Genomic DNA, 25,949 nt, shown 5'->3' on the forward strand with positions numbered 1-25,949 from the left:
ACTACGCCTTCGGCGAATATCGCCTGCCGGGCAGCCATTCCCGGCGCTTCATTCCATGCGGGGGCCGGGTCCTTGGACGTAGGGTGAAGAGATGAATAGCTTCGAGGTAGACCCCGCGGAAACGGGCGACGTGCCCGAGCCGGAACGGCTGCTGCAGCCCGTCCCTGAGGGCCGGCGCATCACGGTGATGCTCGCGGCCTTCGAAGGCTGGAACGACGCCGGGGAGGCTGCGAGCGATGCCTTGCGCTACCTCAACAAGCTCTGGGGCGGCAAGAAGGTCGGTTCGGTCGATGCCGACGAGTATTACGACTTCCAGTTCACCCGGCCCACGATCCGCCGCACGGCTTCCGGGGAGCGGAAGATCAAGTGGCCCTCCACCCGCATTTTCAAGGCCAGTGTTCCCGGCTCCAACGTGGACGTCATTTTTGTCCAGGGCACGGAACCGTCCTACAAGTGGCGGGCGTACACCGCCGAACTGCTGGTCCATGCCGAGGCGCTCCATGTCGACTACGTGATCCTGGTCGGTGCCCTCCTCGCCGATGTGCCGCACAGCCGGCCGATTCCCGTGAGCACCTCCACGGACGACCCGGCGCTGCGGGAACGGATGGACCTCGAGGCCTCGCAGTACGAGGGCCCGGTGGGGATCGTCGGGGTCCTCGCGGAGGTGTCGCTGCTGGCCGGGCTGCCCACGGTCTCGCTCTGGGCCGCCGTGCCGCACTACGTGGCGCAGGCGCCCTCCCCCAAGGCCCAGCTCGCGCTGCTGCACCGCATCGAGGAGCTGCTGCAGGTTCCGCTCGATACCGCGGACCTCGTCGAGGAGTCGGACGCCTGGGAACGCGGCGTTGATGAGCTGGCCACCGAAGACCCGGAAATTGCGGCGTACGTGCGCCAGTTGGAGGAAGCGAAGGACACCGCCGACCTCCCGGAGGCCAGCGGCGAGTCGATCGCCCGGGAATTCGAGCGCTACCTCAAGCGCCGCGGCAAGGACAAGCCCTAGGGTTCGACCTGGCCGGCACCCGCGGACGCGCATGTTGCCTGGCGCTACGCAAAAGCGCTGGAGACACCCGAATTCGGGGGTCCCCAGCGCTTTTGCGCGTCGCCAGCCGATTGGCGGGTCGCCGGGCCGTGCTTAGAGTTCGACGCCGAGCAGCGCGTTGACGGCGTCTCCCACCAGTGCGGCATCCGACGGGGATCCTGCGTGGCCGGCCTCGAGGGCCGATTTTGCCCAGTCATCCATGGCGGCGACGGCTCCGGGGGCGTTCAGGTCGTTGGAGAGCTCCGCCCGCAGGCGGGACACCAGCGCGGCGGCCGATCCCTCGGGCGCGGCCGCCGCGGCGGCCCGCCAGGTGCGGAGCCTGTCCTTGGCTTCGGCGAACCCCGCCTCGGTCCAGGACCAGTCACTGCGGTAGTGGTGGGCCAGGATGGCCAGCCGGATCGCGGCCGGTTCCTCGCCGGCGGCGCGGAGCTTGGACACCAGGACCAGGTTTCCCTTGGACTTGCTCATCTTCTCGCCGTCCAGTCCCACCATGCCGGCGTGTGCGAAGTGTTGAGCCAGCGGAACACCGGTCAAGGAGTAGGCATGCCCGGCGCCCATTTCGTGGTGCGGGAAGATCAGGTCCGAGCCGCCACCCTGCACGGTGAACGGGGCCGGCAGGTACTTCTGGGCGATGACGGTGCATTCGATGTGCCATCCCGGCCGGCCCTCGCCGAGGTCGCCGCCCGGCCAGCTCGGTTCGCCCTGGCGGGCAACCCGCCAGAGCAGCGGGTCCAGGGCCTGGCGCTTGCCGGCCCGGCCGGGGTCGCCGCCGCGTTCGGCAAAGAGCTCCAGCATCTCGGCGTCGGACAACCCCGAAACGGCGCCGAGGGTCCAGGCATCCGTGGCCTCGGCGGAGTGCTTGCTGGCGGCCTCGACGTCGTAGTAAACGTCCCCGTCAGGCTCGCCGGCAGCGCCGGCCACCCGGTACGCCAGTCCGCGCTGCACCAGCCGCTCGATGGCGGGCACGATCACGGGGATGGATTCGACAGCGCCCACGTAGTGGTCCGGGGCCAGCACGTTGAGGGCTTCCATGTCCGTCTGGAAGAGCTTGATCTGGCTGGCGGCGAGGTCACGCCAGTCCACGCCGGTCGCCGTTGCGCGCTCCAGCAGGGGGTCGTCGACGTCGGTGACGTTCTGCACGTAGGAGACCTGCTGGCGGCCGTCCCGCCAGGCGCGGTTGAGCAGGTCGAACGCGACGTAGCTGGCCGCGTGGCCCATGTGGGTGGCGTCATACGGGGTGATTCCGCAGACATACATGGACTGTTCCCCCGCTGCCCCGAGGGTGACGACGCTGCCCTTGGCGGTGTCGAAGAGGCGGAGGGCAGCCATGCTGCCGGGGAGCTGGGGAACGGGGCGGGAGATCCAAGACTTCACAGCCCAAGCCTAGTGCTAGGCGCTGATGACGTTGAAACCGAGCAGCAGGTACAGCGCCAGGCCCAGGAGAATCCGGTACCAGACGAAGAGCCGATAGGTGTGGGTGGAGACGTACTTCAGGAACCAGCCGATGATCACATAGCCCACCACAAAGGCGACAGCCGTGGCGAGGGCTGTTTCCGGGAGGCTGTAGGGGCCGGTGATGCCGTCCTTGGAGACGACTTTGTAGAGCTGGTAGAGGCCGCTGCCGAAGACGGCCGGGATGGCCAGCAGGAAGGAGTACCTGGCCGCCGCTTCGCGGGTGTAGCCCATCAGCAGTCCGGCGGTGATTGTGCCGCCGGAGCGGGAGACCCCGGGGATCAGGGCCATGGCCTGGGCCAGGCCGAAGAGGATGCCGTGTTTGTAGGTCAGCTGGGTCAGGTCGCGTTCCTGGCGGCCGACGGCGTCGGCGACGGCGAGGATCATGCCGAAGACAATCAGCATCGTGGCGACGATCCAGAGGCTGCGGAGGACCGACTCGATCTGGTCCTGGAACAGCAGGCCCAGGACGATGATCGGCAGGCTGCCCAGGATCACCAGCCAGCCCATCCGGGCGTCCGGGTCCTGCCGGGAGACTTTGCCGGCCAGGGAACCGGCCCAGGCCTTGACGATCCGCACAATGTCGCGCCAGAAATAGACAATGACCGCGGTTTCCGTGCCGAGCTGGGTGATGGCCGTAAACGCGGCGCCGGGATCGGCGGCGTTGGGAAGGAAGGATCCAACGATCCGCAGATGGGCGCTTGAGGAAATCGGGAGGAATTCTGTCAGTCCCTGCACAAGGCCCAGAAAGGCCGCTTCAAACCAGTTCACGTTTATAGACCCTACGTCATGAAGCTTTCCGAATCCCCGTAAGCTAGCTGACATGCAGCAGCGTTATGTCGGCAACAGTGGGTTGCGCGTGTCCGCCCTTTCCCTCGGCACCATGTCCTGGGCCCGGGAAACCGATGAGCAGGACGCCTCGGCGCTGCTCCGCACCTTCGCGGACGGCGGCGGGACCCTGATCGACACGGCGGCGTCCTACGGCGACGGCCAGGCCGAGGCGATGCTGGGCGGCATGCTGGGCGACGTTGTTGCCCGCTCCGAAGTGGTCATCTCCACGAAAGCCGGGGTGTCGACGTCGGATGGCCGGCGCAGCGTCGACACTTCCCGGAACGGCATGCTCTCCGGCCTGGACGCGAGCCTGGCCCGGCTGGGTACCGACTACGTGGACCTGTGGCTCGCCCAGGCCTGGGACGTCAACGTCCCGCTGGAGGAAACCCTGTCCGCGCTCGAATTCGCCGTGCGCTCGGGCCGCGCGCGCTACGTAGGAGTCTCCAACTTCAACGGCTGGCAGACGGCAAAGGCTGCGGCGGTGGCGGGCTTCCCGCTGGTCGCGAACCAGTCGGAATACTCCTTGCTGCGGCGCTCCCCCGAGGCCGAACTCATTCCTGCCATCGAGGACGCCGGACTGGGACTGATGGCATGGGGCCCGATGGGTCGCGGGGTGTTGACCGGTAAGTACCGCGGGCACATTCCGGCGGATTCGCGGGCTGCCCATGCGCGGCTGGCCGGCTATGTGGAGCCGTATCTCGAGGGTTCCGCGTCCAGCGTGGTGGAGGCCGTAGCGATGGCGGCGAAGGGGCTGGGGCGGACAGCCCTGGACGTCTCACTGAGCTGGCTGCTGTCCCAGCACGGTGTTGCGACGGCGGTTGTGGGTCCCCGCACGCCCGTGCAGCTCAAGGAGATCCTGGATTCGACGCTGGCGCCGCTTCCGCCCCAGATCGCACAAGCCCTCGAGGACGTTTCCAATCCGGCCTAGCGGGCGGCTCGTCTGGCCCCTGGCTTAACAGCCGGGTTAGTCCTGGAGGATTTCGAGGTCTTCCTCGTCGTCGATGTCTTCGTCTTCGTCCTCATCGATGCCGTCATCCATGACTTCAAGCCCCGTCACTTCGCCATACGCTTCATAGAGCGAGTCGTCGTAGACTTCAAATGCCTCGGCAAGTGCGAAAAATGCCGCCTCGACCGCGGGGTCCCCGGCTCCCCGGCGTGACGAGGCAGCGGCGAGGTGTTCTGCCAGGGCATTCGTCAGGGCTTCAAGCGCGACACGCGGATCGATGCTCATGACTTCACGTTAGCCGGAAAAAGGAGAAAATGGAGAGCAATGAAAGAACATTTTCTCAGCAGCTCAGTCCGGCGGGAACGGGACTACGTGAGGCAGTACGAGTACCTCGTACTGACCGTCAGCCCTGAAGATTCCCTGCCCGAAGCGCGCCGCCGCCTGGTCGAGCATTCCGAGTACGGCAAGTGGGAACTCGAACGCAGTGTGCTGTATTTAGGCGGCGGCCGCCGCTTCTGGCTCCGCCGCCGGGTTACCCAGGTCCAGCGGACCGTTTAGGGTTCTGGAGTCCAGCGGACCGTCTAGGGCGTATCCAGCGGTCCCAGCCACGCGTTCGCCACGGTGTTGTGTGCCGATTCGTCGTCCGAGGGGTGGAACATTCCCGCCAGCACGTCACGGTACAGCCGTTCCAGTTCGGATCCGCGGAAGTAACTCGATCCCCCGGAGACCCTGATGGCCAGGTCCACAACGGTGCGTGCTGTCTCCGTCGCACTGACTTTCAGTCCCACCAGCTTCGGGAACCACTGGCCGCCATGATCGGCCAGCGCGTCGACGTCCGCGGCCACGCTGGACAGCTGGGGGTACAGCGCGTCCATCGCCATCGCCGCGTCGGCGACCTTCCAGCGGATGTCAGGATCCTGGGCGTAGCTGCGCCCTTCGTTCTTGAACGATGTCCGCCGCTTCACGGCCTCGACCCCCAGGGTGAGGGCCCGCTCGCCGATGCCCGTGTAGACGGCCGCGAGCAGTGTCTCGAAGCAGGCGAAGATGGCGAAGATCAGCGGGTCCGCGTTCGGGCCCACCGGCAGTTTCCGGAAGATGCGCTCCGCCGGCACCACCGCGCCAGCCAGCACCGTGGTGTTCGACTGGCTGGCCCGCATGCCCAGGGTGTCCCAGTCGGCCAGGATTTCGTAACCGGGGGTGTCCCTGGCGATGAAGCCGTGGACCAATTGCCCGGCGCCGTCCCCGGCCGAGGCATCCTTGCCGAAGATCCCCAGCCGGGTCCAGGCCGGCGAGAGACTCGTGAAGATCTTGCGGCCGGTGAAGGCGTAGCCACCACCGGGCTGCGGGACGGCGGAGGTGCGGGAATCGAACAGCACCGAGTCGTTCCCCGCCTCCGAGTTTCCGAACGCGAAGATCTCCCCCTGCCCGGCCTCCCGGAGGACAAAGTCGAGCGAGGCGTCGCCACGGGCGGCCAGGACGTGCGCGACGCCGGTCCACACCAGATGCATGTTGATGGCCAGTGCGGTGGCGGGCGCCGCCGTCGCTAGCCGCCGCTGCAGCTGCGCCGCCGCCGCGAGCCCGAGTCCCAGTCCGCCGTCGGAGGCCGGTACGAAAATCTTCAGGTAGCCGGCCGCCGCCAGCTCCTCCAGGTCCTCGTGGAAAAAGGCGTTGTCCCGGTCGTAGCCGGCGGCGCGGCCGCGGATCCGTTCCAGCAGGGCGTCGGGCAGGACGTCTTCAGGGTTCAATGGCGCCGTCATTCCGGCCTCAGTAGTTGGTGAGCAGGGTATCCAGGACCCGTGCGCCAAATTTCAGGGATTCGGTGGGGACGCGCTCGTCCACGCCGTGGAACATCCCGGTGAAGTCCAGTTCGTCCGGGAGCTGGAGCGGGGCGAAGCCGTAGCCGGTGATGCCCAGCCGGCTGAGGGACTTGTTGTCCGTGCCGCCGGAGAGGGTGTACGGCAGAACCTTGGCGCCCGGGTCTTCCGCGTGCAGCGCGTCGATCATGGAGTCCACGAGGTTGCCGGCGAACGGAACCTCCAGGGAGACGTCGTTGTGGACGTAGCTCACGTCCACACCCTTGCCGGCAAGTTCGCGCACGACTTCGAGGACGTGCTGCTCCTGGCCGGGCAGGGTGCGGCAATCGATGAGTGCCTCGGCTGATTCGGGGATCACGTTGTGCTTGTAACCGCCCTTGAGAAGGGTGGGGTTGGTGGTGTTCTGCAGGGTGGCGCCGACAAAGCGGGCCACGGTGCCGAGTTCCTTGAGGATCTTGTCCGGGTCGTCGGGGTCGAACTCCACCCCCGTGAGTTCCGTCACGCCGTCAAGGAACTGCCGGGTGGTGGGGGTCAGCTCCACCGGCCACCGGTACTCGCCGATCCGGGACACCGCGCTGGCCAGCCGCGTGACGGCGTTGTCGGTGTTGATCTGGGAGCCGTGGCCCGCACGGCCGTGGGCGACGAGACGGAGCCAGGACAGGCCTTTCTCGGCGGTCTGGAGCAGGTAGGTGCGCTGCCCGCCGATGGTGGCGGAGAAGCCGCCGACCTCGGAGATGGCCTCGGTGGCGCCGTCAAAGAGTTCGGGCCGCTTCTCGATCGCGTAACGGGCCCCGTAGGTGCCGCCGGCTTCCTCGTCAGCGAAGAAAGCGAAGATCAGGTCCCGCTTGGGCTTGCGTCCGGTGCGGGCAAAGTTCCGCAGGACGGCGAGGATCATGGCGTCCATGTCCTTCATGTCCACGGCGCCCCGGCCCCAGATCATGCCGTCCCTGAGTTCGGCGCCGAAAGGATCCACCGACCACTGTTCGCGGAGTGCAGGGACAACATCCAGGTGTCCATGGACCACGAGGGCGCTGGCTGACGGGTCCTCCCCGGCAAGCCTGGTCACCACGCTGGCGCGGCCCGGTGCAGCCTCGAAGATTTCGGCATCCAGCCCCACCTCGGTCATCAGCCCCGCGGTGTATTCGGCGGCGGCCCGCTCCCCCGGGCCGGAGCCGTCACCGTAGTTGGACGTATCGATCCGGATCAGTTCCTGGCAGATTCTGACGACTTCGTCCTCGGGCCTGATTTCAGTCATGGTTACTCCTCGTGGCGTCGGCGCGGTTGCTCGCTTCAGCCTACCCACATGCCCCTGAAGGCCCCGATTATTTGTTTCGGGAAACTTCATGCTAGAGTCTTTCTCGCTGCTTCGGAGAAAACCGAAACGCTGAAAGGCGAAAAGGTTCACCGAATACCACCTGCGCGGGTGGCGGAATGGCAGACGCGCTAGCTTGAGGTGCTAGTCCTCGAAAGGGGGTGGGGGTTCAAGTCCCCCTCCGCGCACAACAGGAAAAAGGCCCTGGAATCCCATGGATTCCGGGGCCTTTTTTGTGTCTTCACTCAGGCCGCAGCCTCTTCCTGGGTTAGCGGCCAAAATGTGTGTATGGCTTGGGCGTGTCACCGGTTTCTTCCGCCCCATCCTTGCTGGATTCCGTTGCCGTCTTCGAAGCTGAAGGCTGTGTCGTAGAGGGCCGGTTGGATGGGCTCCTCCACCTCCTTTGACTCCTTCTTTTGGGGTTGCCAGTGGTGTGGTTTCACGAGGTCCCAAGGGTCCTGGGGTGATTCAGTGTGCTGGTAGAGGTACCAGTCGACGGCGCGTGTGGCGTGGTCTTCGCTGAGGCCGCGGTGGTTCCGCAGAAGGTCTTTGAGGCCTGCGTTGATTCCTCCCTCCAGCGGGCTGGTCGTCCGGGCGATCTGCTGGCCTTCGGTAGCGCTGGTAAGCCAGGTGAAGAGGTGCCCTGCCTTGATGGCAGCGGCCAGGCTTCCCCGTGCCCGGCGCAGGCCCAGATGTGTGTACCACCAGGTCTGTGCCGGTCCGATGTGTGAGGGCCTGGCGCCGGTTTTCTTCGCGTAGGTCCGGTGCTTGAGGAAGCTCTCCCAGCGGGCCTCCCAGGAAGCGAACGCACCGGACCAGGCGGCGGCCTGGTCAAGGTCCGTGACGTGGGTGAGTGCCTTGGCCAGGGCTAGTAGTTCCTTACCGGCATCGAGCTTCGGACGCATCGTCAGATGCGTGCGGATGTTCTGCCGGATATGGAACAGGCACCGTTGAACGTTCGTTTCCGGCCAGTGTTCCCTCAAGGCGCTCTCCAGGCCCTTGTGGCCGTCCACGACGGCCACCGCCGGGGCCGGGATCTGCCGCAGAAGCGCAGCCCACGAGGCGTGCTTTTCCCGGTCACACCACTGCCACGCGATGACGTGCTCGCCGGTGTAAGCGACCAGGACGCACCAGCCGTTGAAGTAGGTGCCATCGAGCATGATCACCGGGTGTATTTCCCCGGTCCGCGCGGCCGCCGGGGCGACATTCCAGCACCAGGCACTCCGGCGCCTGAAGGTCCTCTCCGAGCCGGCGTGGGCGCCTTGCCGCTGCTTCCCCGTGATCCAGGAAATGAAGGCCGTGAACTCTGCCCTCTTCGTGACATCAACCCGGGATTGAGTACTCGAAGCACCACACGACCTACACCGCCATCTCGTCCGCCCGGCACTGGTCGAACCGTTCTTCACAAGCTTCTGAGCACATACACCACACCGGGGCTGATTTGATCGAACCGTCACTCCACATGCTTTCAAAGCATGTGGACACCCCTACAACCCGCGCGAACACTGGCAACCAAGCCAATCTCATACACACATTTTGGCCGCTAACCCCTCTTCCTATCAGGTGTGTGCCCACTCAGCTCACGAGACCCGGCTACTTCAGCAACTCGGCCATGGACGCGGCATTCCGGTCATTGTCCGTCAACGGGTCCAGGCCCCACACGTCTTCAATCGTGCGCAGCAAGGAGTAGTGCGTATACCGGGTGTCTGACGTGAAGCCTTTCCGCGCCGCAGGACCGGCGAGGACGGTGACCACCTGGTTGCTGGCACCGCTCCCCTCGTCATAGGTGACGGCCAGAAGTGAGTTCTGTGTGGTGAACGCCGGTGAGGCGAGGATTTTGGGAACCTGCCGGGACAGCCAGTCGTCGCCGGTCCGGACCGGGCAGTCATGGGTGTCGCTGCACATGTCGGGAGTGATGAAGACGTAGTCCGGCAGGCCCTGGGCAGTCTTCAGGTCCTCGTCCAGCCGGGCAAGGGGTACCACGTGGTTGGAGCAGAAATCCCGGTCATCCGTCACGGACGGGTAGTACATGAACGGGTTGTGCTTCACCGCGTATCGTCCGGAGTCCCCGGCCAGGCACGGCTCCGGCATCCCTTCTGCGTACATCCGCCAGTCCCGGCCCGACCCGCTGATTTCGTCGGCAATGGTGCGCACATCTGCCTGGCAGCTGTTTGCCTCGGGGTCGCAGTTGCTCGTGATACCGGCCGTGGTTCCGCTGGTCAGGGCTATGTAGTTCGGCAGGCTGGGCCGGGTGATGGCGTGATAGTTGGCTGCCAGCGCGTAGTCCTTCGCCAGGCTGTTCAGGTACGGCGCGTCATCGGCTCCCAGAATCCGCTCGGCGGCCTTGTTCTCCATCACGATGATGACCACATGGTCCACCGCGCGCCGGGCAGGACCGGACGGCGACGCGGTACCCGTGGCCGGCCGGGAGGACGGCCCGGTACCCGGCGTCGACGTCGACGGTGCCGGGGAGGGTGCCGGCCCGGGACCGGTGCAGCCGGCAAGAAGCAGGCCCAGCGCAAGGAGAGCGGCCGGGACAGGACCGCCAAAGCGCCTCATTGCACCCCCACCGCCCCTAGTCGTGAAGAGGCAGTGCGGCCCGGATGGTGCCGACCAGGGAGCGGAAACCGGGATCGGCCTGCAGCGCGTCCAGCAGGACGGGCCCGCGCGGCCCGGCCAGCGGTATGCGCCAGTTGGGATACTCCGTGCTGGTGCCGGGCTGGTTCTGGGTCCGGGTTTCGCCCACCGCGTCAACGAGTGCGACGCCGAGCAGGGACGAGGGCGTCAGGGTGGTGAACGCGTACAGCGCCTCAACAGTGCCCTGTACGTCCTCGTGGCCCGGTTCAGGCAGCAGGCCACGTTCCCGCAGCAGGCTGAGCACCGCCTGCTGCTCGGCGGCCGCCTCCGCCCGTTCCTCTTCCACCGGCCGCTGCAGGAGGCCCAGGGATTCGCGAAGGGTGACGTGCTCGCCGGCGAGGTAGCCGGCCGTAGGGGGCAGGTCGTGGGTGTTGACGCTGGTGAGGCACTGCTGCCGGTACCGTTCCGGCGGAATTGGGCCATCGGCGTCGTGCTCGAACCAGAGGATCGAGGTGCCGAAGATCCCGCGTTCGGCCAGATAGTCCCGGACCCAGGGCTCAAATACCCCCAGGTCCTCGCCGATCACGATCGCCCCGGCCCGCTGCGCCTCCAGGGCCAGGATGCCGATCAGGGCCTCGTGGTCGTAGTAGACGTATGTGCCGTCCTCCGGCCCGGCCCCCGCCGGGATCCACCACAGCCGGAACAGGCCCAGGATGTGGTCCACCCGGATCCCGCCGGCATGGCGCAGCACGGTCCTGAGCATGTCCCGGTACGCGGCATAGCCCGACTCGGCGAGCCGGCCCGGGTGCCAGGGCGGCTGGGTCCAGTTCTGTCCCTGCTGGTTGAACATGTCCGGGGGCGCCCCGACCGTGACGTCCCGGGCCAGCACGCCGGCCAGGGACCAGTCGTCCGAGCCACCCGGTTTCACCCCGACCGCAAGATCGTGGACGACGCCGATTTCCATGCCGGACCGCCGGGCCGAGCGCTGGGCGGCTTCCAGCTGCTGGTCGCAGAGCCACTGCAGCCAGCGGTGGAATTCGATCCGGCCGGCGAGCAGGGCCCTCTGCTCCCGGCAGTAGGCGGTGTCCGGTGCGGATGCCTGCGCTGCCCACTGCGGCGCGCCCGGGGGCAGCTTCTCGGCCAGGGCGCACCAGAGGGCATAGTCGTCGAGCCCCTGCCCCTGCCCGGTGCAGAATTCCGCGAACGCGAGGGCCCGGGCGGGGTCGCGCGGGACAGCGAACAGCAGCTCGAGGGCCGCCAGTTTTGCACCGAAACTGCCGTTCCGGTCCAGCAGGGCGGTCGTGTGGTTGGCGGCGTGCTGCCGGCTGGCCAGCCGTTCCACCTCGGCCCGTCCCTTCGGGTCGAGGTAGCCGTATTCGGGGATCTCCTCCACGCGCAGGTAGAGGGGGTTGAAGAAGCGCCGCGTCGTGGGAAGGTAGGGCGAATCCTCGACCGGGGGCCGGGGCTCGGCAGCGTGCAGGGGGTTGACGAGCAGGAAACCGGCACCCTCCTGGCCTGTCATCGTGGCGAGGTCCGCAAGGTCCGCGAAGTCACCAATACCCCAGGAACGGGAGGACCGCACGGAATAGAGTTGCGCGGTCAGTCCCCAGTTCCGCCGTCCGGCGAGCGCCTCGGTCGTGCCAAGCCTGCGCGGTGTGACGATGAGCGGGCACTGGGCCAGCGTGCCTTCGTTGTCCGCCAGCAGGGTGTGCCACCCGAGGGGAAGCCGGTCCGGGACCACGAAGGTCGCCCGGCCGGTGAGGACGCCGTCGACGTCGACAGGGGCGTCCCAGTTGTCCCGCTGGGCTACCTCGTACCTGGTGCCGTCTTCCGCGGCAATCCAGACTTTCACGGGGCTGCCGTGCGGTACATGGACGTTGACCGACAACTCCTGCCCTTCGCGGGCGACGGCGACCGGAGGCAGCAGGCGCCGCCACGGCGCCAGTCCCGCCTCCGCCAGGGACCGTTCCATCTCGTCGGGTTCCCCGGCCGGGACGCCCAGGGCGGCCAGTACACCGCGCAGGGTATGGTCCGACACAGAGCGTTCAACGCCGTCCCAGCCCCAATAGGAGGTACCCACGCCGTGGGCCGCCGCGAGTTCCCGCAACAAAGAGTCTGTGCCGGGAGAGCTGTTGTGGTGCATTCCATCCGCCATGGGGCAACTCTAGACGCTGCCCGCTTGCCCCGTCCCGTGTTGATGGACGTGGGCTTCTCCGACCAGTTCGTGCAGGCCCTCGACGGCGCGCGCGAGTGACAGTTCGGAGGAAGCAACGATGAACGGCATCAGGAGCCTGTTTTCCTTATCCAGGTGCAGGGCGAAGATATTCCGGATGGAACCGGCAGCCACGGCGGAGTCCACTCCGGAGGATCCCCGCAGGTCCTCGACCAGGCCCACGATCACCTGGTGCTCGGCCAGCATCCCCTCCACCAGGAGCTTTCCCTGCGGCGTGTTCCGGGGCGCGCTATAGAGTGGCCCCTCCTCAGCCAGCGCGTGCGGGACGAGATCGGTCTCGCACCATTCCACCAGGACCTCGTGCGCATCATGCTCAGCCACCGTGTCCCCTGTCTGGACGGCATGGGTGAGCGTTTCCGTCAGCGCATTGAGGCGCTTGAGCATGCCGGCGTGGTGTTGCTCCACCGCCGCCAGGGCCCCGGCTTCCTCCTCGGCATTCTTCGTGTTCTCCGCGGGCTGATCCATGACGTCTCCTGTTTGTGCTGGATTTTGTGCTGGATCCTGGGTTCGGCGGGATAGGGGGCGCGCCGATACGGGCGCACAGGCTCCCTTCCCCACTGTAGGCCCGGGCTTCCCGCCGGCACCGGGCCTTTCGGCCCCAACCAGGGCCCCTGGCCAGCTTTAGGCGGCGCCCCAACCTCCGCGCTAGCCTTGCAGCCTATGGTCGACGTCGAACGGTTCCGGATTCTCCTCCAGGAGGAGCGCCGCCGGAAACATGCCCTCCTTCCCGCGCTCAGCCGGGACATCACCTCGGTGAACGCCGCCCGGCAGGACTCCAACGTCGACGACGAACACGATCCCGAGGGAGCGACCATCGCGTTTGAGCTCTCCCAGGCCTCGGCCCTGCTGGAACAGAGCCGGCAGGGCCTTGCGCAGATCGAGGCGGCCCTGGAACGGATCGATGCCGGGACGTACGGCGTCTGCGCCGTGTGCGGGGAGCAGATCGCGGAAGGACGGCTGGAGGCCAGGCCGTGGACACCGTACTGCATCCGGCACAGTGCCGGCCCTGCCGGCAACGCCGGAGCACCAGGACGAACAGGACGGACAACGGCATGACCGACGCTGCCGAAACCTGGTGGAGCCGGATTGTCGCCGGATTCACCCACTCCCCTGTCCCGCACGTCACCGGCACCGAACTCGTGCTGGTGGTCCTCCTCGCCGTCGTGCTCTCCCTGCCCCGTGTGACGTGGCGGTATTTCGGACTGCTGGCCACCGTGACCCACGAACTCGGCCACGCCTTCGCCGCGCTGATGACCGGACAGCGCCTCGGCGGCATCCGCCTGAGCCTGGACCACTCGGGCACCACCACCACGTACAGCCGGCGTCCCCTCGCGGCCGTCTGGTCCACCTTCTGGGGCTACCCGGTCCCGGCCGTCGTCGGCGCCGCCATGGTCTGGAGCGGCTTCAACGGCTGGGGCCCGGCGGCGATGTCGCTCGGAACCCTCATCCTGCTGGCCTCGTTCCTGTTCATCCGCAACGGCATCGGACTGCTCATCACCGCCGCCGCGGTCCTCGCCGCCGTCCTGCTCGTGCTCTTCGTCCCGCCTGAACTCAACGGCCACGTCATGATCGTGCTCGGCCTGGCTCTGCTGGTCGCCGCCATCCGCGACCTCGGCAAGCTGGCCAACGTGCACCTGCGGCGCCGGGACCGGCTGGCGACGTCGGACGCCTACCTGCTCGCCCGGGCCACCCGCATCCCCGCCGCGGTGTGGATCGTGCTGTTCGCCGCCGTCGTCGGTGCCGCCTGGTGGGTGGCCTGGCAGCCTATGTCACAGGTGTTCGTGACCCTGCCGGGCGCAACATTCCCCGGACCCGGCGGCACCCCGGCATAGGCTGGGATCATGCGCACAACACACACCGACGACCCCGGGTTCAGCACCAAGGGTGCTTATGTCACCGGCGGCGAGGAATTCACCCGCGACACCAACTACATCGAGGACCGGATCACCCGCGACGGCGCCCCTGGCGTCAATGGCGAGCCCGGCTGGCCTGTGGAGCCGGGACGCTACCGGCTGATCGCGGCCCGTGCCTGCCCGTGGGCCAACCGGACCGTGATCGTGCGGCGGCTCCTTGGCCTTGAGGACGCCATTTCCCTCGGCCAGCCCGGACCCACCCACGATGCGCGCTCCTGGACGTTTGACCTTGATCCCGGCGGCAGGGATCCCGTGCTCGGCATGGAGCGCATCCAGGAGGCGTACTTCCGCCGCTTCCCGGACTATCCCCGCGGCATCACCGTCCCGGCCATCGTGGACGTGACCACCGGCCAGGTGGTGACCAACAACTTCCCGCAGATCACCCTGGACTTCGCCACGGAGTGGGCCGCCTACCACCGGGCGGGCGCTCCGGAGCTGTACCCGGAGGCCCTGCGAGGGGAGATCGACGCCGTCAACAAGCGGGTCTTCACCGAAGTCAACAACGGCGTGTACCGCTGCGGCTTCGCAGGCTCCCAGGAAGCGTACGACGCCGCCTATGACCGGCTGTGGACTGCCCTGGACTGGCTGGAGGAGCGCCTCACCGGCCAGCGCTACCTGGTGGGAGACACGATCACCGAGGCCGACGTCCGACTCTTCACCACGCTGGCACGGTTCGACGCCGTCTACCACGGACACTTCAAGTGCAACCGGCAGAAACTCAGCGAGATGCCCGCACTGTGGGCCTACGCCCGTGACCTGTTCCAGACCGCAGGGTTCGGCGACACCACCGACTTCGTGCAGATCAAGCAGCACTACTACATCGTCCACGAGGACATCAACCCCACCGGGATCGTTCCGGCCGGGCCCGGACTCGCGAACTGGCTGACCGCGCACGGCAGGGAAGCCCTCGGCGGACGCCCCTTCGGCGACGGAACACCGCCCGGCCCGGTCCGGGCAGGGGAAGAAGTTGCTCCGGGGCACGGGGCGGCCTGAACCCTGGCGGTGCCTGGCCGCGGTTCGTCCACTTGTCGCAGCAACCTCCCCACCCTAGGGTGAGCCGGGATGACTACTACAGACGAGGCAACACACACCGGGGGCCCGTCACCGTTCCGGCGGCTCTGGCGGATCGTGGCCGCCAACGTCACATCGGCGCTGCTCTGGCCACGGCTGCAGCTGGCGCTGAAGGCTGGACTGGCCGCGGGAATTGCGTTCGCGATCGCCCCGTTCATGCCGGGTTCCGCGGCCGACTACCCCTATTACGCGCCGCTGGGCGCCCTGGTGGCGATGTACGAGAATGTCGCCGGGTCGATGCGGCAGGGTGTGCAGACGCTCGCGGGGCTGGCGATCGGGGTTGGGCTGGCCTTCGTGCTGTTCATCCTCGGCAGTCCGACGCCGCTTACGGTCGGCGTGGTGATGGCTTTCGGCGTGATCCTGGCCGGACTTCCGAAGATCGGCGCCGGCCGGGACTGGATCCCGACGGCGGCACTGCTGGTCCTGCTGGTGGGCGGCCACAACCCTGACCAGTTCTCCTTCGGCTATCTCCTCCAGATGGGTGCCGGGGTCACGGTGGGCATCCTCGTGAATCTGCTGGTCTTCCCGCCGCTGCACTTCCGCGCCGCCGAGCTCAGCATCGCCGAACTGCGCCTGGCACTCGCCCAGCAGCTCTGGGACATGGCCAAGGCGCTGAAGGAAGGCTGGCCGCCGGAACACGAAGACTGGTCCAGGCGGTCCGCCGCGCTCGCAGCGTCCGCCCGCTCGGTGCGCCTGGCCGTGGAGAAGGCTGACGCCAGCCGGCGGGCGAACCCGCGCCGCAGGCTCCATCCGCGGGACATCGACCTGGACTACCGCAACCTGCGGGACCTGGAACGAGTGACCTTCCACGTCCAGGACGTGACGCAGGTGCTCTCGGATGTCATCTGGGCCAAGGACACCCCCTTTGTGGTGCCGGATGAATACGCCGCACCACTGGCCGACGCCATGTCTGCGGTGGGCGACGTCCTGCGCTCCATCCAGGAGGAGAGCCCGGACCGGCGGTCGGAGTTGAGCCAAGAAGCCGTTACCGTCGTCAAGGCACTGACGGCGCGCGTCGGTGCCGAGGACGCCGCAACCGACGCTCCCAGCGCCGTCGAATCGATCCTGCTGAGCCTCCACCGGATGCTGCGCGTGGCGAAGTCCTCCGCGGACAGCATGTAGCGCGCGCAGGCACAGATAAGAGATTAGGCGGCGACGGCGGTGTCCGCCCCATTCCGGGGCGGACACCGCCGTCGATTGTTTCTGCCGGCTCTACTGGAGGGCGGCAACCGATCCGCTGAAGTGCTTGCGCCCTGAACGCGTGTTCCAGGCGACATAGTCCGAGCGATGCCATGCCCCCTCAGCGTCCTTTTCCGTACTGATGTCCAGGGCCACGCGGGCCGGCAGGAACACCGGCGCCTCGAAGGCCACATCCCAGCTGAAAGTCTCGCCCTTGGCGGCCCCCACGTCCGCCAGGGCCCTCGAGGCCAGATACATGCCGTGCGCTATCGACCGGCGCAGCCCCAGCGCCTTGGCCGAGAGGACGCTCAGGTGGATCGGGTTGAAGTCGCCGGACACGGCGGCGTAGGCGCGCCCCGTGTCCACGCCCAACTGCCACAGCGCGGTCGGATCCGGTGCGAAAAAACCCGCCGGAACCGGCGCGGCCGTGGGCTTGTCGATCCCGGGCAGGAACACACCTTTCGCCAGGTAACTGGCTACGCCCCGCCAGCTGACAGCGTCCTCCCCCGGGCGGCGTACCTCGGTGACGAGGTCCAGCTGGGTGCCCGACCGGTGCCCGCGCAGGTTCTCCGCCCACGCCCGGATGTCCAGGGCTTCGCTGAACCGCAGGGGCGCGGACTGCACCACGCGGTTTTCCAGATGGATCATCCCCAGCAGCGGGAGCGGGAAATCATCGCGGTTCATCACGCTCATGGCCAGCGGGAACGCCAGCGCATGGATGAAACCGGCGGGCAGGACATCGCTCGCGGTCTCGCCGATCAGGTGCTGGTATGCCGTGAGGTTTTCGACCGCCGCCTTGACGCCGCGGACCTCATGCCGTGTTTCCGGGAGCCCGGCACCGGCATGGATGCCCAGGACCCGGCGGCGGGCGGCGGTGGCTGCCGCGTTGACATACAGTTTCGACAGCGACGGCATCTCCCCCAGGATGACGGGCTGTGATGGGGTCATGCTCCCACCAGGTTCTGCCCGCAGACGCGCAGGACCTCGCCGGAGATGCCTCCGGCCGCGTCACTGGCAAGGAACGCGATGGCCTCGGCGACGTCGCCCGGCTGGCCGCCCTGCTGGAGGGAGTTCAGCCTGCGGGCGACCTCGCGGGTGGCGAAGGGGATCTTCGCGGTCATCTCCGTTTCGATGAAGCCCGGAGCGACGGCGTTGATGGAGCCGCCGTGCGTACCGATCAGCGGAGCCGTGGCCCGGACCATGCCCATCACGCCGCCCTTCGAGGCGGCATAGTTGGTCTGGCCCCGGTTGCCGGCAATCCCGCTGGTGGAGGCGACGGAGACAATCCGCGGCGAGCTGCGGAAATGCTCCGAGGCCAGCAGGGCCGCGTTGATCCGCAGCTGCGCGGCGATATTGACCGCGATGACGGAGGTCCAGCGGCCCTGGTCCATGTTGGCCAGCAGCTTGTCGCGGGTGATGCCGGCGTTGTGGATCACGATGTCCAGGCGTCCGTGGCGTTCCACAGCGTGGTCGATGATCCGCTGCCCGGCGTCCTCGCGGCTGATGTCCAGCTGCAAGGCCGTGCCGTGCACCTCGTTGGCCACGGTCGCGAGGTGGTCCCCGGCCGCCGGGATGTCGACGACGACCACCGTGGCGCCGTCCCGGTGGAGGGTGCGTGCAATTGCAGCGCCGATGCCGCGTGCCGCTCCGGTCACGACGGCGACTTTGCCCGCCAGCGGCTTCCCGGCGTCGGCCGGCAGCTGCCCTTCAGTGGAGCTGACGGTGAGGAACTGCCCGTCGATGAACGCAGACCGGCCGGAGAGGAAGAACCTGAGCGCGCCGAGGGTGCTGGGGCTGGTGGTACCGGCGCGGTCGGAGAGCAGGATGCCGTTGGCCGTGGCGCCGGCACGGAGCTCCTTCGCGAGCGAGCGGAGGAGCCCATCCACCCCCTGGCGGGCGGCCGCGACGGCCGGGTCCGCACTGTCCGGATTTGCAGCGTCCGCCGCCGCGCGGGAGACGGTGATGACGCGGGAGTTCGGGGCCAGGTCCCGGAGCGAGGTGGCCGCGGTGAGGACCGGTTTTTCCAGGTCCTCCGGGCGGGCCAGCTCATCCAGGACAAGGATGATGGCGCCGAGCTTCTCCTTGGGCACCGCATGGCGGCGCACATCGAGGTTCCAGGCCAGCAGGGTCGCGGCCAGCTCGTCGGCGCCGCTGCCGGCACCCTGGACCAGGACGGGCCCGCTCACGAGCGGCTGGCCGGGCTTGTGGCGCCGCAGCACCACCGGCTGGGGCAGCCCGAGCTTCCTGGCGATGTCCCTGCCGAGGCCCCGGCTCACCAGTGCGGTGTATTTGTCAGTCATGGCATCCCCCTAGTGGGCTTCAAGAATAGCGACGACGCCCTGGCCGCCGGCGGCGCAGATGGAAATGAGACCGCGGGCCGGGCGGCCGTTGACCTGGCCCTTGGCATGCAGCATTTTCGCGAGCGAGGCGACAATGCGTCCGCCGGTGGCGGCGAAGGGGTGGCCGGCTGCGAGGGAGGAGCCGTTGACGTTGAGCTTTGACCGGTCGATGCTGCCGAAGGCCCCGTCCAGTCCCAGCCGGGTGCGGCCGAAGTCCTCGTCCTCCCAGGCGGCCAGGGTGCTGAGCACGGTACCGGCGAAGGCCTCATGGATTTCGAAGAAGTCGATGTCGTCGAGGCTGAGTCCGTTGCGGGCCAGCAGGCGCGGCACAGCGAAAGCCGGCGCCATGAGGAGGCCGTCCTTGCCGTGCACGAAGTCGACTGCCGCCGCCTCGCCGTCGACCACGGTGGCCAGCTTGGGCAGGTCATGGGCGTCGGCCCACTCCTCGGCGGCGAGCAGCACGGTGGAGGCGCCGTCGGTGAGCGGGGTGGAGTTGCCGGCCGTCATGGTTGCCGCGGCACCCAGGGTTTTGCCGAAGACCGGTTTGAGCGTGGCCAGCTTCGCCAGGCTGGTGTCGGCGCGCAGGTTGGAGTCCCGGGTGAGGCCGCGGTACGGAGTGAGCAGGTCATCGAAGAACCCGGCGTCGTAGGCCGCGGCGAGGTTGCGGTGGCTGTTGAAAGCCAGTTCGTCCTGCGCTTCCCGGGTGATCTTCCACTGCGCGGTGGTGAGCGCCTGGTGTTCCCCCATGGACAGGCCGGTACGCGGTTCCCCCGTGTTGGGAGCGTCCGGGGCGAGGTCCTTGGGTCGCAGGCGGCTGAGGACCTGCAGCCGCTGCGGCAGCGTCTTGGCCCGGTTGAGGTCAAGGAGCACCTCGCGCAGCCCCTCGCTCACGGCGATGGGGGCATCCGAGGCGGAGTCGACGCCACCGGCTATGGCCGAGTCGATCTGGCCCAGCTTGATCTTGTTGGCCAGGCCCAGGACCGTTTCCAGCCCGGTGGCGCAGGCCTGCTGCAGGTCATACGCCGGGGTCTCCGCGGAGAGTGCGGAGCCGAGCACGGCTTCACGCGTGAGGTTGAAGTCACGGGAGTGCTTCAGCACGGCGCCGGCCGCGACCTCGCCGATGCGTTCGTCCTGCAGGCCGAAGCGGGCGATGAGCCCGTCGAGGGCCGCGGTCAGCATGTCCTGGTTGGAGGACTTGGTGTAGGCGCCCCCGGTCCGCGCAAAGGGAATGCGGTTGCCGCCCACGATGACCGCCTTGCGGAGCTGCGGCGCTCCGGATCCGGTGGCGGCCGCGTTTTCTGCTGCATCTACGGCTGTTTTTTCTGCTGGCGCAGCCACTGCGGTGGTCGATTCCTTTGGTCCGGGTGCGGACTGTCCGTTGACGGACATGGGCTGTCTCCTTTGATCAAAGCGGGTTACTGATACCCAGCGTACCTGATACGCTGGGTATCGTGAACATCCCCCAGCCTGATCTTCCCGGCGGCAGTCCGGCCCGCTCCGCTGCGCCCGGTGCCGGCAGTGTGGACGGGCGCGCCTCGCGCTGGCAGTCGCATCGTGAAGAGCGCCGCCGCGAGCTGATCAAGTCAGCCCGCAAGGCCGTCCACAGCCTCGGCAGTGATGCGTCGATGGAGGACATTGCCGCCGCAGCGGGGACGTCCAAGTCCGTGTTCTACCGCTACTTCGGGGACAAGGCCGGGCTGCAGCAGGCCGTCGGCGAAGTGGTGCTGAGCCAGATGCAGCGACGCATCCAGGAAGCCGCCCAAAGCGCACAGGCTCCCCGCGAGGGACTGTTCGCCATGGTCTCCGCCTACCTGCAGATGGCGGAAACGAGCCCCAATGTCTACACCTTCGTCACGCGCTACACACCCGGCGAGGCGGAAGCCGCCGCCGGCGGCATCGCCACCGCCGGGGCCCTGGGCCACTTTTTCGCAGCGATCAGCGACATGATCGCCCGGCCCATGCGCAACCACCTCGCCGACTCCGCCGGACGGGAGGCCGTGATCGGATACTGGCCGAACGCTGCGATCGGCCTGGTCCGGAACGCCGGCGAACAATGGCTCGCCAGCCCGGCCTCCCCCGCCAAGCCCGACCAGGAGGCAATGGCACGGCAGATCACCGACTGGCTGTGCCTGGGCATCGCGCCCGAGCTCCGCACGGCGCCACCGACTTCCGCACCGCCCCAATCAGTACCGCCCCAAACAGCACCGACCTTGTCAGAACCAACGAAGGAATCGACATGACCGAACTAGCCGACCGCCCCGCGGGCTCCACCAAGACCACCCGTGTTCCGGCGCGGGCGTCCTCACGCCCGGTGACAACAACCGGCGCTGCGGCTCCCGTCGTCGACGTTGCCGTGCTGGGTGAGCTGCTCCTGGGCAAGTGGGCCGACACCCGCCGCACCGCGCGGGCGCTCGCAGGCCGACCGGAACTCCACAAGACCGAGGGCCTCACCCACACCGAGCACCGCCGTCGCGCGTTCGGCCAGCTCAAGATCCTGGTGGAGAACGGCGCGGTGCACCGCGCCTTCCCCGCGGCCGTCGGCGGTGCCGACGAGCACGGCGGCAACGTCGCCGGCTTCCAGGAGCTCGTCATCGCCGACCCGTCGCTGCAGATCAAGGCCGGCGTCCAGTGGGGACTGTTCGGTTCCGCCGTGAACCACCTGGGCACCGGGGAGCACCACACCAAGTGGCTGCCCGGCATCATGAACCTGGACATCCCGGGCTGCTTCGCCATGACGGAGACCGGGCACGGCTCCGACGTCGCCAGCATCGCCACCACCGCCACCTACGACCCGGCGACCGAGGAATTCGTGGTCCACACACCCTTCCGCGCCGCGTGGAAGGACTACATCGGGAACGCCGCCATGGACGGCCTCGCCGCCGTCGTCTTCGCCCAGCTGGTGACGCAGGGCGTGAACCACGGCGTCCATGCCTTCTACATGGACCTCCGCGACCCCGAATCCAAGGAATTCCTGCCGGGCATCGGAGGCGAGGACGACGGCGTCAAGGGCGGACTCAACGGCATCGACAACGGCCGGCTGCACTTCACGCACGTCAGGATCCCGCGCACCCACCTGCTGAACCGCTACGGCAACGTCGACGCCGACGGCAGCTACAGCTCCCCCATCGCCAGCCCGGGCCGCCGGTTCTTCACCATGCTTGGCACCCTGGTCCAGGGCCGGGTCTCGCTCGACGGCGCCGCCGTCACCGCGGCGAAGCTGGCGTTGAAGACGGCGATCCAGTACGCCACGGAACGCCGCCAGTTCAACGCGTCGTCGCCGACCGACGAGGAAGTGCTGCTGGACTACCAGCGCCACCAGCGCCGGCTGTTCACCCGGCTGGCCACGACGTATGCCGCGGGCTTCGCCAGTGAGCAGCTGCTGCAGAAGTTCGACGACGTCTTCTCCGGCCGCACCGACACGGACGAGGACCGCCAGGACCTGGAAACCCTCGCGGCGGCCCTCAAGCCACTGAGCACCTGGCACGCGCTGGACACCCTGCAGGAATGCCGTGAAGCGTGCGGCGGTGCCGGCTTCCTGATCGAGAACCGCTTTGCCTCGCTGCGCGCCGACCTCGACGTCTATGCCACCTTCGAAGGTGACAACACCGTGCTGCTGCAGCTCGTCGCCAAGCGGCTCCTGGCGGACTACGCCAAGGAATTCCGCACGGTGAACTTCGGTGTGCTGGCCCGCTACGTGGTCGGCCAGGCCACCGGTGCCGCCATCCACCGGACCGGCCTGCGCGGCGTCGCGCAGTTCATGGCGGATTCCGGGTCGGTGCAGAAGGCTGCCATCGCGATCAAGGACGAAGCGAGCCAGCGCGCACTGCTGACCGACCGGGTGCAGACCATGGTCGCCGAAGTCGGCTCGGCCCTCAAGGGCGCCAACAAGCTGCCGCAGCAACAGGGGGCGGCCTTGTTCAACAGCCACCAGAACGAACTCATCGAGGCGGCCCAGGCGCACGCCGAGCTGCTGCAATGGGAGGCGTTCACCGATGCGCTGGGCAAGGTCACCGACCCGGGCACCAGGAAGGTCCTGACCTGGCTGCGCGACCTCTTCGGCTTGTCCCTGATCGAGGACAACCTGTCCTGGTACCTGATGAACGGCCGGCTCTCCATGCAGCGCGCCCGGACGGTGGGCGATTACATCAACCGCCTGCTCGTGAAGATCCGCCCGCACGCCCTGGACCTGGTCGACGCCTTCGGGTTCGGCCCGGAACACCTCCGCGCCGAGATCGCCACGGGCGCCGAGAAGGTCCGCCAGGACGAGGCCCGCGACTACTTCCGCACGCAGCGCGCCAGCGGCGATGCTCCGGTGGACGAGAAAATCCTGCTCGCCCGCAAGGGCCACGGGACCAGGCAGTCCGGCGCCTGACCCGGCCTTGGCACGACGACGGCGCCGTCCCTGGCCGGGGCGGCGCCGTCGTCGTCTGTTCCTTTGTCCTCTTGCTCTTATGTCCTCTTGCCCTTTGGGAGGGTGCCGGGGTCAGGAACCCTTGGGCAGCACCGAGCGGTAGACCTCAAGGGTGGTTTCCGTGATGGATTCCCAGGAGAAGTGTTCCTCAGCCCGGCGCCGGCCGGCCTGGCCCATGGCCCGGGCCCGGTCAGGATCGGACACGACCTCGGTCAGCGCGGCGGCGAATTCGGTGACGAACTTCTCCGGATCCAGCGGAGTGCCGGTCCCGTCCGTGACCTGCTCGATGTCCACCAGCAGTCCGGTCTCGCCATGCTGGACGACCTCCGGGATCCCGCCGGTGGCGCTGGCCACCACGGCGGCGCCGCAGGCCATGGCCTCCAGGTTCACGATGCCGAGCGGCTCGTAGATGGACGGGCAGGCAAACGCGGTGGCGTGGCTGAGGACCTGGATGAGTTCGTTGCGCGGCAGCATCCGCTCCACCAGGATCACACCGCTGCGCTGGGTCTGCAGCTGCTCGATCAGGCGGGCGGTCTCGGCCGCAAGCTCGGGGGTGTCGGCGGCGCCGAGGCACAGCACCAGCTGGACGTCGGCCGGCAGCTTGGCGGCCGCCCGCAGCAGGTAGGGCACACCCTTCTGCCGGGTGTTGCGGCCGACGAAGACCACACTCGGCCGCTCCGGGTCAATCCCCAGGCCACGGATGACCTCATCACCTTCGTCCCGGTTCCAGAGGCTCACATCGATGCCGTTGTGCACCACCTTGACCTTGGCCGGGTCCACCTCGGGGTAGCTGCGAAGGATGTCCTGGCGCATGCCCTCGGACACGGCGATGATGGCCGCGGCGGCTTCGTACGCGGTCTTTTCCACCCAGGAGGACACGGCGTAGCCGCCGCCGAGCTGCTCGGCCTTCCATGGGCGCAACGGCTCCAGGCTGTGGGCGCTAAGCACGTGCGGGATGCCGTGCAGCAGCGAAGCGATGTGCCCCGCCATATTCGCGTACCAGGTGTGCGAATGCACGAGGTCCGCCCCGGCGATGTCCGGGACGATCCGCAAATCCACCCCCAGGGTCTGCAGCGCGGCGTTCGCCCCGCCGAGATCCTCGGGCACGGCGTAGGACGTGACCGTCGCTCCGTGGTACCCGGGTTCACGGGGCGCGCCGAAGGCGCGCACCTGCAGGTCCACATGCTGGGCCAGCACCCGGCTGAGTTCGGCCACGTGGACCCCGGCGCCGCCATAGATTTCGGGCGGGAATTCTTTGGTCACAATGTCTATACGCACAAACCCCAAGGTAGTCGTTACGGTGTAACTGATCTAGTGTGAAGACGTTCGGGCGTGCCGGACTGTTTGGGGAAGTACAAAGGCGTTCAGGAGCGATCACCATGCCGAATAAGAAAGTTTTGGCCATTGTCCTCGCAGGTGGCGAGGGAAACCGGCTCATGCCACTGACGGCGGACCGGGCCAAACCCGGTGTGCCTTTCGCTGGAAGTTACCGGCTCATTGACTTTGCGTTGTCCAACCTGGTCAATTCGCGTTACCTGCAGATTGTTGTCCTGACGCAGTACAAGTCGCACAGCCTGGACCGCCATATTTCCGAAACCTGGCGGATGTCCACGCAGCTGGGCAACTACATCGCCTCGGTCCCCGCGCAGCAGCGGGTCGGCAAGAGCTGGTTCCTTGGCAGCGCCAACGCCATCTACCAGTCCCTGAACCTCATCCACGACGCGAACCCGGACGTCGTCGTCGTCGTCGGCGCGGACCACGTCTACCGGATGGACTTCGCCCAGATGGTTGACCAGCACGTTGCCAGCGGCGCCAAGGCCACCGTGGCGGCCGTCCGGCAGCCGCTGCATATGGCCGACCAGTTCGGTGTGATCGAAGTGGACCAGGACAACCCGGAGAAGATCGCCGCCTTCGTCGAGAAGCCGTCCTCCACCCCGGGGCTCGCCGCTGACCCCACCCAGTTCCTCGCCTCGATGGGCAACTATGTTTTCAACGCCGACGCCCTTGTCGAAGCCCTGCACGTCGACGCCGAACGGCTGGACACCAAGCACGACATGGGCGGGGACATCATTCCCTACTTCGTCGACAAGGGTGAGGCCGGCGTCTACGACTTCACCCTGAACCAGATCCCCGGCTCCACCGAACGCGACCGCACCTACTGGCGCGACGTTGGCACCATCGACTCGTTCTACGACGCGCACATGGACCTCATCTCGCCCGTGCCCGTCTTCAACCTGTACAACTCGGAATGGCCGATCTACACGCGGCAAAGCATTTCGCCGCCGGCCAAGTTCGTCCGCGGCCCGAAGAACACGGTCGGCAGCGCGCTCGATTCGATCGTTGCCAGCGGAACCGTGATTTCCGGCGGCATTGTGGAAGGCTCCGTGCTGTCCAACGACGTCTACGTCGGCACGTCCAGCCGGGTGCTGGACTCCGTCCTGATGGACAAGGTCAACATTGGCGAAGGCGCCGTCGTCAAGCGCGCCATCATCGACAAGAACGTCAAGGTCCCGGCGGGCGCCGCGATCGGCCTCGACCATGAACTGGACCGGTCCCGCGGTTTCAAGGTCACCGAGTCCGGCATCACCGTCCTGTCGAAGGGACAGTTCGTCCCCGAACCCGGGGATGCCGAGCGGGCGCTGTCGGCTGCCAACCTGATCCTGGTCCCGGATGCGGTCCGGGCTGCCACGGAGAACTGGCCCGCCCTGCGGGATTCCGTGGACAAGGTGGCCGAAGTGCAGGCAGCCGCCGTCGGCGTCAGGGTTCCGCGGTCCAACGACACCCCCTGATCCGGGGCGGCTGCAGCGGGAGCCCGGCACCGGCGTCGGGCCGGGC

At 67.7% G+C, this 25,949-nt stretch carries 23 protein-coding genes and 1 tRNA gene; 11 read left to right on the forward strand and 13 right to left on the reverse strand.

Features of this window, described 5'->3' with window-relative positions:
• Window positions 1–91: 91 nt before the first annotated feature.
• Window positions 92–997 carry a PAC2 family protein gene (locus GXK59_RS08165; RefSeq protein ID WP_160665863.1) on the forward strand — a complete coding sequence of 302 codons (906 nt, stop codon included), beginning with the start codon at window positions 92–94 and terminating at the stop codon, window positions 995–997.
• Window positions 998–1,129: 132 nt separating this feature from the next.
• Here the strand turns inward: GXK59_RS08165 and mshC are convergent, their stop codons facing one another.
• Both mshC and GXK59_RS08175 read right to left on the reverse strand, forming a co-directional pair.
• The gene (gene mshC / locus GXK59_RS08170; RefSeq protein WP_160665865.1) at window positions 1,130–2,410 is read right to left on the reverse strand and encodes a cysteine--1-D-myo-inosityl 2-amino-2-deoxy-alpha-D-glucopyranoside ligase; all 1,281 of its coding nucleotides are present in this window, start codon (window positions 2,408–2,410) and stop codon (window positions 1,130–1,132) included.
• Between the two features lie 15 nt (window positions 2,411–2,425).
• Entirely contained in the window at window positions 2,426–3,259 is an 834-nt protein-coding gene (locus GXK59_RS08175; RefSeq protein WP_160665867.1) for an undecaprenyl-diphosphate phosphatase, read from the reverse strand.
• A 52-nt stretch (window positions 3,260–3,311) separates the two neighbouring features.
• On the opposite strand from GXK59_RS08175, the gene GXK59_RS08180 reads away from it, so the two are divergent.
• Complete coding sequence (locus tag GXK59_RS08180; protein ID WP_160665869.1) at window positions 3,312–4,247, forward strand: aldo/keto reductase; 936 nt, start codon at window positions 3,312–3,314, stop codon at window positions 4,245–4,247.
• A gap of 36 nt (window positions 4,248–4,283) precedes the next feature.
• Here the strand turns inward: GXK59_RS08180 and GXK59_RS08185 are convergent, their stop codons facing one another.
• Entirely contained in the window at window positions 4,284–4,550 is a 267-nt protein-coding gene (locus GXK59_RS08185; protein ID WP_160665871.1) for a hypothetical protein, read from the reverse strand.
• A 39-nt stretch (window positions 4,551–4,589) separates the two neighbouring features.
• On the opposite strand from GXK59_RS08185, the gene GXK59_RS08190 reads away from it, so the two are divergent.
• A complete protein-coding gene (locus tag GXK59_RS08190; protein WP_024366712.1) occupies window positions 4,590–4,823 on the forward strand; it encodes a DUF5703 family protein in 234 nt (77 codons plus the stop codon).
• A 23-nt stretch (window positions 4,824–4,846) separates the two neighbouring features.
• On the opposite strand, the gene GXK59_RS08195 is transcribed toward GXK59_RS08190, so the two are convergent.
• Window positions 4,847–6,010 (reverse strand): acyl-CoA dehydrogenase family protein, encoded by a 1,164-nt coding sequence (locus GXK59_RS08195; RefSeq protein WP_160669054.1) that lies wholly within the window; start codon window positions 6,008–6,010, stop codon window positions 4,847–4,849.
• A gap of 19 nt (window positions 6,011–6,029) precedes the next feature.
• Window positions 6,030–7,334 carry a M20/M25/M40 family metallo-hydrolase gene (locus GXK59_RS08200; protein WP_160665873.1) on the reverse strand — a complete coding sequence of 435 codons (1,305 nt, stop codon included), beginning with the start codon at window positions 7,332–7,334 and terminating at the stop codon, window positions 6,030–6,032.
• A 162-nt stretch (window positions 7,335–7,496) separates the two neighbouring features.
• Between GXK59_RS08200 and GXK59_RS08205 the strand changes: the two genes are divergently transcribed.
• Window positions 7,497–7,579, forward strand: a tRNA-Leu gene (locus GXK59_RS08205).
• A 114-nt stretch (window positions 7,580–7,693) separates the two neighbouring features.
• On the opposite strand, the gene GXK59_RS08210 is transcribed toward GXK59_RS08205, so the two are convergent.
• The 4 genes from GXK59_RS08210 to GXK59_RS08225 form a co-directional block, all read right to left on the reverse strand.
• Window positions 7,694–8,848, reverse strand: coding sequence for an IS1249 family transposase (locus GXK59_RS08210; protein WP_160664191.1), 1,155 nt, complete (start codon window positions 8,846–8,848; stop codon window positions 7,694–7,696).
• Window positions 8,849–8,984: 136 nt separating this feature from the next.
• On the reverse strand, window positions 8,985–9,950 hold the full coding sequence (locus tag GXK59_RS08215) for an alkaline phosphatase family protein (RefSeq protein ID WP_160665875.1): 966 nt from the start codon (window positions 9,948–9,950) through the stop codon (window positions 8,985–8,987).
• 16 nt (window positions 9,951–9,966) lie between these two features.
• Window positions 9,967–12,123, reverse strand: coding sequence for a 4-alpha-glucanotransferase (gene malQ / locus GXK59_RS08220; protein WP_160665877.1), 2,157 nt, complete (start codon window positions 12,121–12,123; stop codon window positions 9,967–9,969).
• Between the two features lie 9 nt (window positions 12,124–12,132).
• Entirely contained in the window at window positions 12,133–12,666 is a 534-nt protein-coding gene (locus tag GXK59_RS08225) for a hemerythrin domain-containing protein (RefSeq protein WP_160665879.1), read from the reverse strand.
• A 195-nt stretch (window positions 12,667–12,861) separates the two neighbouring features.
• On the opposite strand from GXK59_RS08225, the gene GXK59_RS08230 reads away from it, so the two are divergent.
• The 4 genes from GXK59_RS08230 (at window position 12,862) to GXK59_RS08245 (ending at window position 16,307) form a co-directional block, all read left to right on the forward strand.
• The gene (locus tag GXK59_RS08230) at window positions 12,862–13,257 is read left to right on the forward strand and encodes a TraR/DksA family transcriptional regulator (RefSeq protein ID WP_160665881.1); all 396 of its coding nucleotides are present in this window, start codon (window positions 12,862–12,864) and stop codon (window positions 13,255–13,257) included.
• Entirely contained in the window at window positions 13,254–14,033 is a 780-nt protein-coding gene (locus tag GXK59_RS08235; protein ID WP_160665883.1) for a M50 family metallopeptidase, read from the forward strand. Before GXK59_RS08230 ends, GXK59_RS08235 begins: the two co-directional genes overlap by 4 nt.
• A 9-nt stretch (window positions 14,034–14,042) precedes the next feature.
• Window positions 14,043–15,107, forward strand: a complete 1,065-nt coding sequence (locus GXK59_RS08240; protein ID WP_160665885.1) for a glutathione S-transferase family protein — start codon at window positions 14,043–14,045, stop codon at window positions 15,105–15,107.
• Between the two features lie 69 nt (window positions 15,108–15,176).
• Window positions 15,177–16,307, forward strand: coding sequence for an FUSC family protein (locus tag GXK59_RS08245; RefSeq protein WP_160665887.1), 1,131 nt, complete (start codon window positions 15,177–15,179; stop codon window positions 16,305–16,307).
• 90 nt (window positions 16,308–16,397) lie between these two features.
• Here the strand turns inward: GXK59_RS08245 and GXK59_RS08250 are convergent, their stop codons facing one another.
• Genes GXK59_RS08250 through GXK59_RS08260 form a run of 3 tightly spaced genes read right to left on the reverse strand, consistent with a single transcriptional unit; the run spans window position 16,398 to window position 20,092 of the window.
• Window positions 16,398–17,312: a MaoC family dehydratase gene (locus GXK59_RS08250; RefSeq protein WP_160665889.1), complete on the reverse strand. Its 915-nt coding sequence runs from the start codon at window positions 17,310–17,312 to the stop codon at window positions 16,398–16,400.
• Window positions 17,309–18,664: a 3-oxoacyl-ACP reductase gene (locus GXK59_RS08255; protein ID WP_160665891.1), complete on the reverse strand. Its 1,356-nt coding sequence runs from the start codon at window positions 18,662–18,664 to the stop codon at window positions 17,309–17,311. Before GXK59_RS08255 ends, GXK59_RS08250 begins: the two co-directional genes overlap by 4 nt.
• A gap of 9 nt (window positions 18,665–18,673) precedes the next feature.
• Window positions 18,674–20,092 carry an acetyl-CoA C-acetyltransferase gene (locus GXK59_RS08260; protein WP_160665893.1) on the reverse strand — a complete coding sequence of 473 codons (1,419 nt, stop codon included), beginning with the start codon at window positions 20,090–20,092 and terminating at the stop codon, window positions 18,674–18,676.
• 68 nt (window positions 20,093–20,160) lie between these two features.
• Between GXK59_RS08260 and GXK59_RS08265 the strand changes: the two genes are divergently transcribed.
• Both GXK59_RS08265 and GXK59_RS08270 read left to right on the forward strand, forming a co-directional pair.
• Window positions 20,161–20,943 (forward strand): TetR/AcrR family transcriptional regulator, encoded by a 783-nt coding sequence (locus tag GXK59_RS08265; protein ID WP_443094311.1) that lies wholly within the window; start codon window positions 20,161–20,163, stop codon window positions 20,941–20,943.
• Window positions 20,940–23,075 carry an acyl-CoA dehydrogenase family protein gene (locus tag GXK59_RS08270; RefSeq protein ID WP_160665897.1) on the forward strand — a complete coding sequence of 712 codons (2,136 nt, stop codon included), beginning with the start codon at window positions 20,940–20,942 and terminating at the stop codon, window positions 23,073–23,075. The genes GXK59_RS08265 and GXK59_RS08270 overlap by 4 nt, the downstream gene beginning before the upstream one ends.
• Before the next feature lie 111 nt (window positions 23,076–23,186).
• Here GXK59_RS08270 and glgA read toward each other — a convergent pair whose 3' ends face one another.
• A complete protein-coding gene (gene glgA, locus GXK59_RS08275) occupies window positions 23,187–24,392 on the reverse strand; it encodes a glycogen synthase (protein ID WP_160665899.1) in 1,206 nt (401 codons plus the stop codon).
• A gap of 95 nt (window positions 24,393–24,487) precedes the next feature.
• Between glgA and glgC the strand changes: the two genes are divergently transcribed.
• Window positions 24,488–25,903, forward strand: a complete 1,416-nt coding sequence (glgC, locus tag GXK59_RS08280; RefSeq protein WP_202129193.1) for a glucose-1-phosphate adenylyltransferase — start codon at window positions 24,488–24,490, stop codon at window positions 25,901–25,903.
• The last annotated feature ends 46 nt before the right edge of the window (window positions 25,904–25,949 follow it).

Source organism: Pseudarthrobacter sp. ATCC 49987 (genome assembly GCF_009928425.1).
Lineage (GTDB): Bacteria > Actinomycetota > Actinomycetes > Actinomycetales > Micrococcaceae > Arthrobacter.

What these genes read in the sequence shown, in the direction of transcription:
- GXK59_RS08165 (WP_160665863.1), top strand. Translation starts at nt 92, where the DNA reads ATGAATAGCTTCGAGGTAGACCCCGCGGAAACGGGCGACGTGCCCGAG.
- GXK59_RS08180 (WP_160665869.1), top strand. Translation starts at nt 3,312, where the DNA reads ATGCAGCAGCGTTATGTCGGCAACAGTGGGTTGCGCGTGTCCGCCCTT.
- GXK59_RS08185 (WP_160665871.1), bottom strand. Translation starts at nt 4,550, where the DNA reads ATGAGCATCGATCCGCGTGTCGCGCTTGAAGCCCTGACGAATGCCCTG.
- GXK59_RS08190 (WP_024366712.1), top strand. Translation starts at nt 4,590, where the DNA reads ATGAAAGAACATTTTCTCAGCAGCTCAGTCCGGCGGGAACGGGACTAC.
- GXK59_RS08200 (WP_160665873.1), bottom strand. Translation starts at nt 7,334, where the DNA reads ATGACTGAAATCAGGCCCGAGGACGAAGTCGTCAGAATCTGCCAGGAA.
- GXK59_RS08215 (WP_160665875.1), bottom strand. Translation starts at nt 9,950, where the DNA reads ATGAGGCGCTTTGGCGGTCCTGTCCCGGCCGCTCTCCTTGCGCTGGGC.
- malQ (WP_160665877.1), bottom strand. Translation starts at nt 12,123, where the DNA reads ATGGCGGATGGAATGCACCACAACAGCTCTCCCGGCACAGACTCTTTG.
- GXK59_RS08225 (WP_160665879.1), bottom strand. Translation starts at nt 12,666, where the DNA reads ATGGATCAGCCCGCGGAGAACACGAAGAATGCCGAGGAGGAAGCCGGG.
- GXK59_RS08230 (WP_160665881.1), top strand. Translation starts at nt 12,862, where the DNA reads ATGGTCGACGTCGAACGGTTCCGGATTCTCCTCCAGGAGGAGCGCCGC.
- GXK59_RS08235 (WP_160665883.1), top strand. Translation starts at nt 13,254, where the DNA reads ATGACCGACGCTGCCGAAACCTGGTGGAGCCGGATTGTCGCCGGATTC.
- GXK59_RS08240 (WP_160665885.1), top strand. Translation starts at nt 14,043, where the DNA reads ATGCGCACAACACACACCGACGACCCCGGGTTCAGCACCAAGGGTGCT.
- GXK59_RS08245 (WP_160665887.1), top strand. Translation starts at nt 15,177, where the DNA reads ATGACTACTACAGACGAGGCAACACACACCGGGGGCCCGTCACCGTTC.
- GXK59_RS08250 (WP_160665889.1), bottom strand. Translation starts at nt 17,312, where the DNA reads ATGACCCCATCACAGCCCGTCATCCTGGGGGAGATGCCGTCGCTGTCG.
- GXK59_RS08255 (WP_160665891.1), bottom strand. Translation starts at nt 18,664, where the DNA reads ATGACTGACAAATACACCGCACTGGTGAGCCGGGGCCTCGGCAGGGAC.
- GXK59_RS08260 (WP_160665893.1), bottom strand. Translation starts at nt 20,092, where the DNA reads ATGTCCGTCAACGGACAGTCCGCACCCGGACCAAAGGAATCGACCACC.
- GXK59_RS08270 (WP_160665897.1), top strand. Translation starts at nt 20,940, where the DNA reads ATGACCGAACTAGCCGACCGCCCCGCGGGCTCCACCAAGACCACCCGT.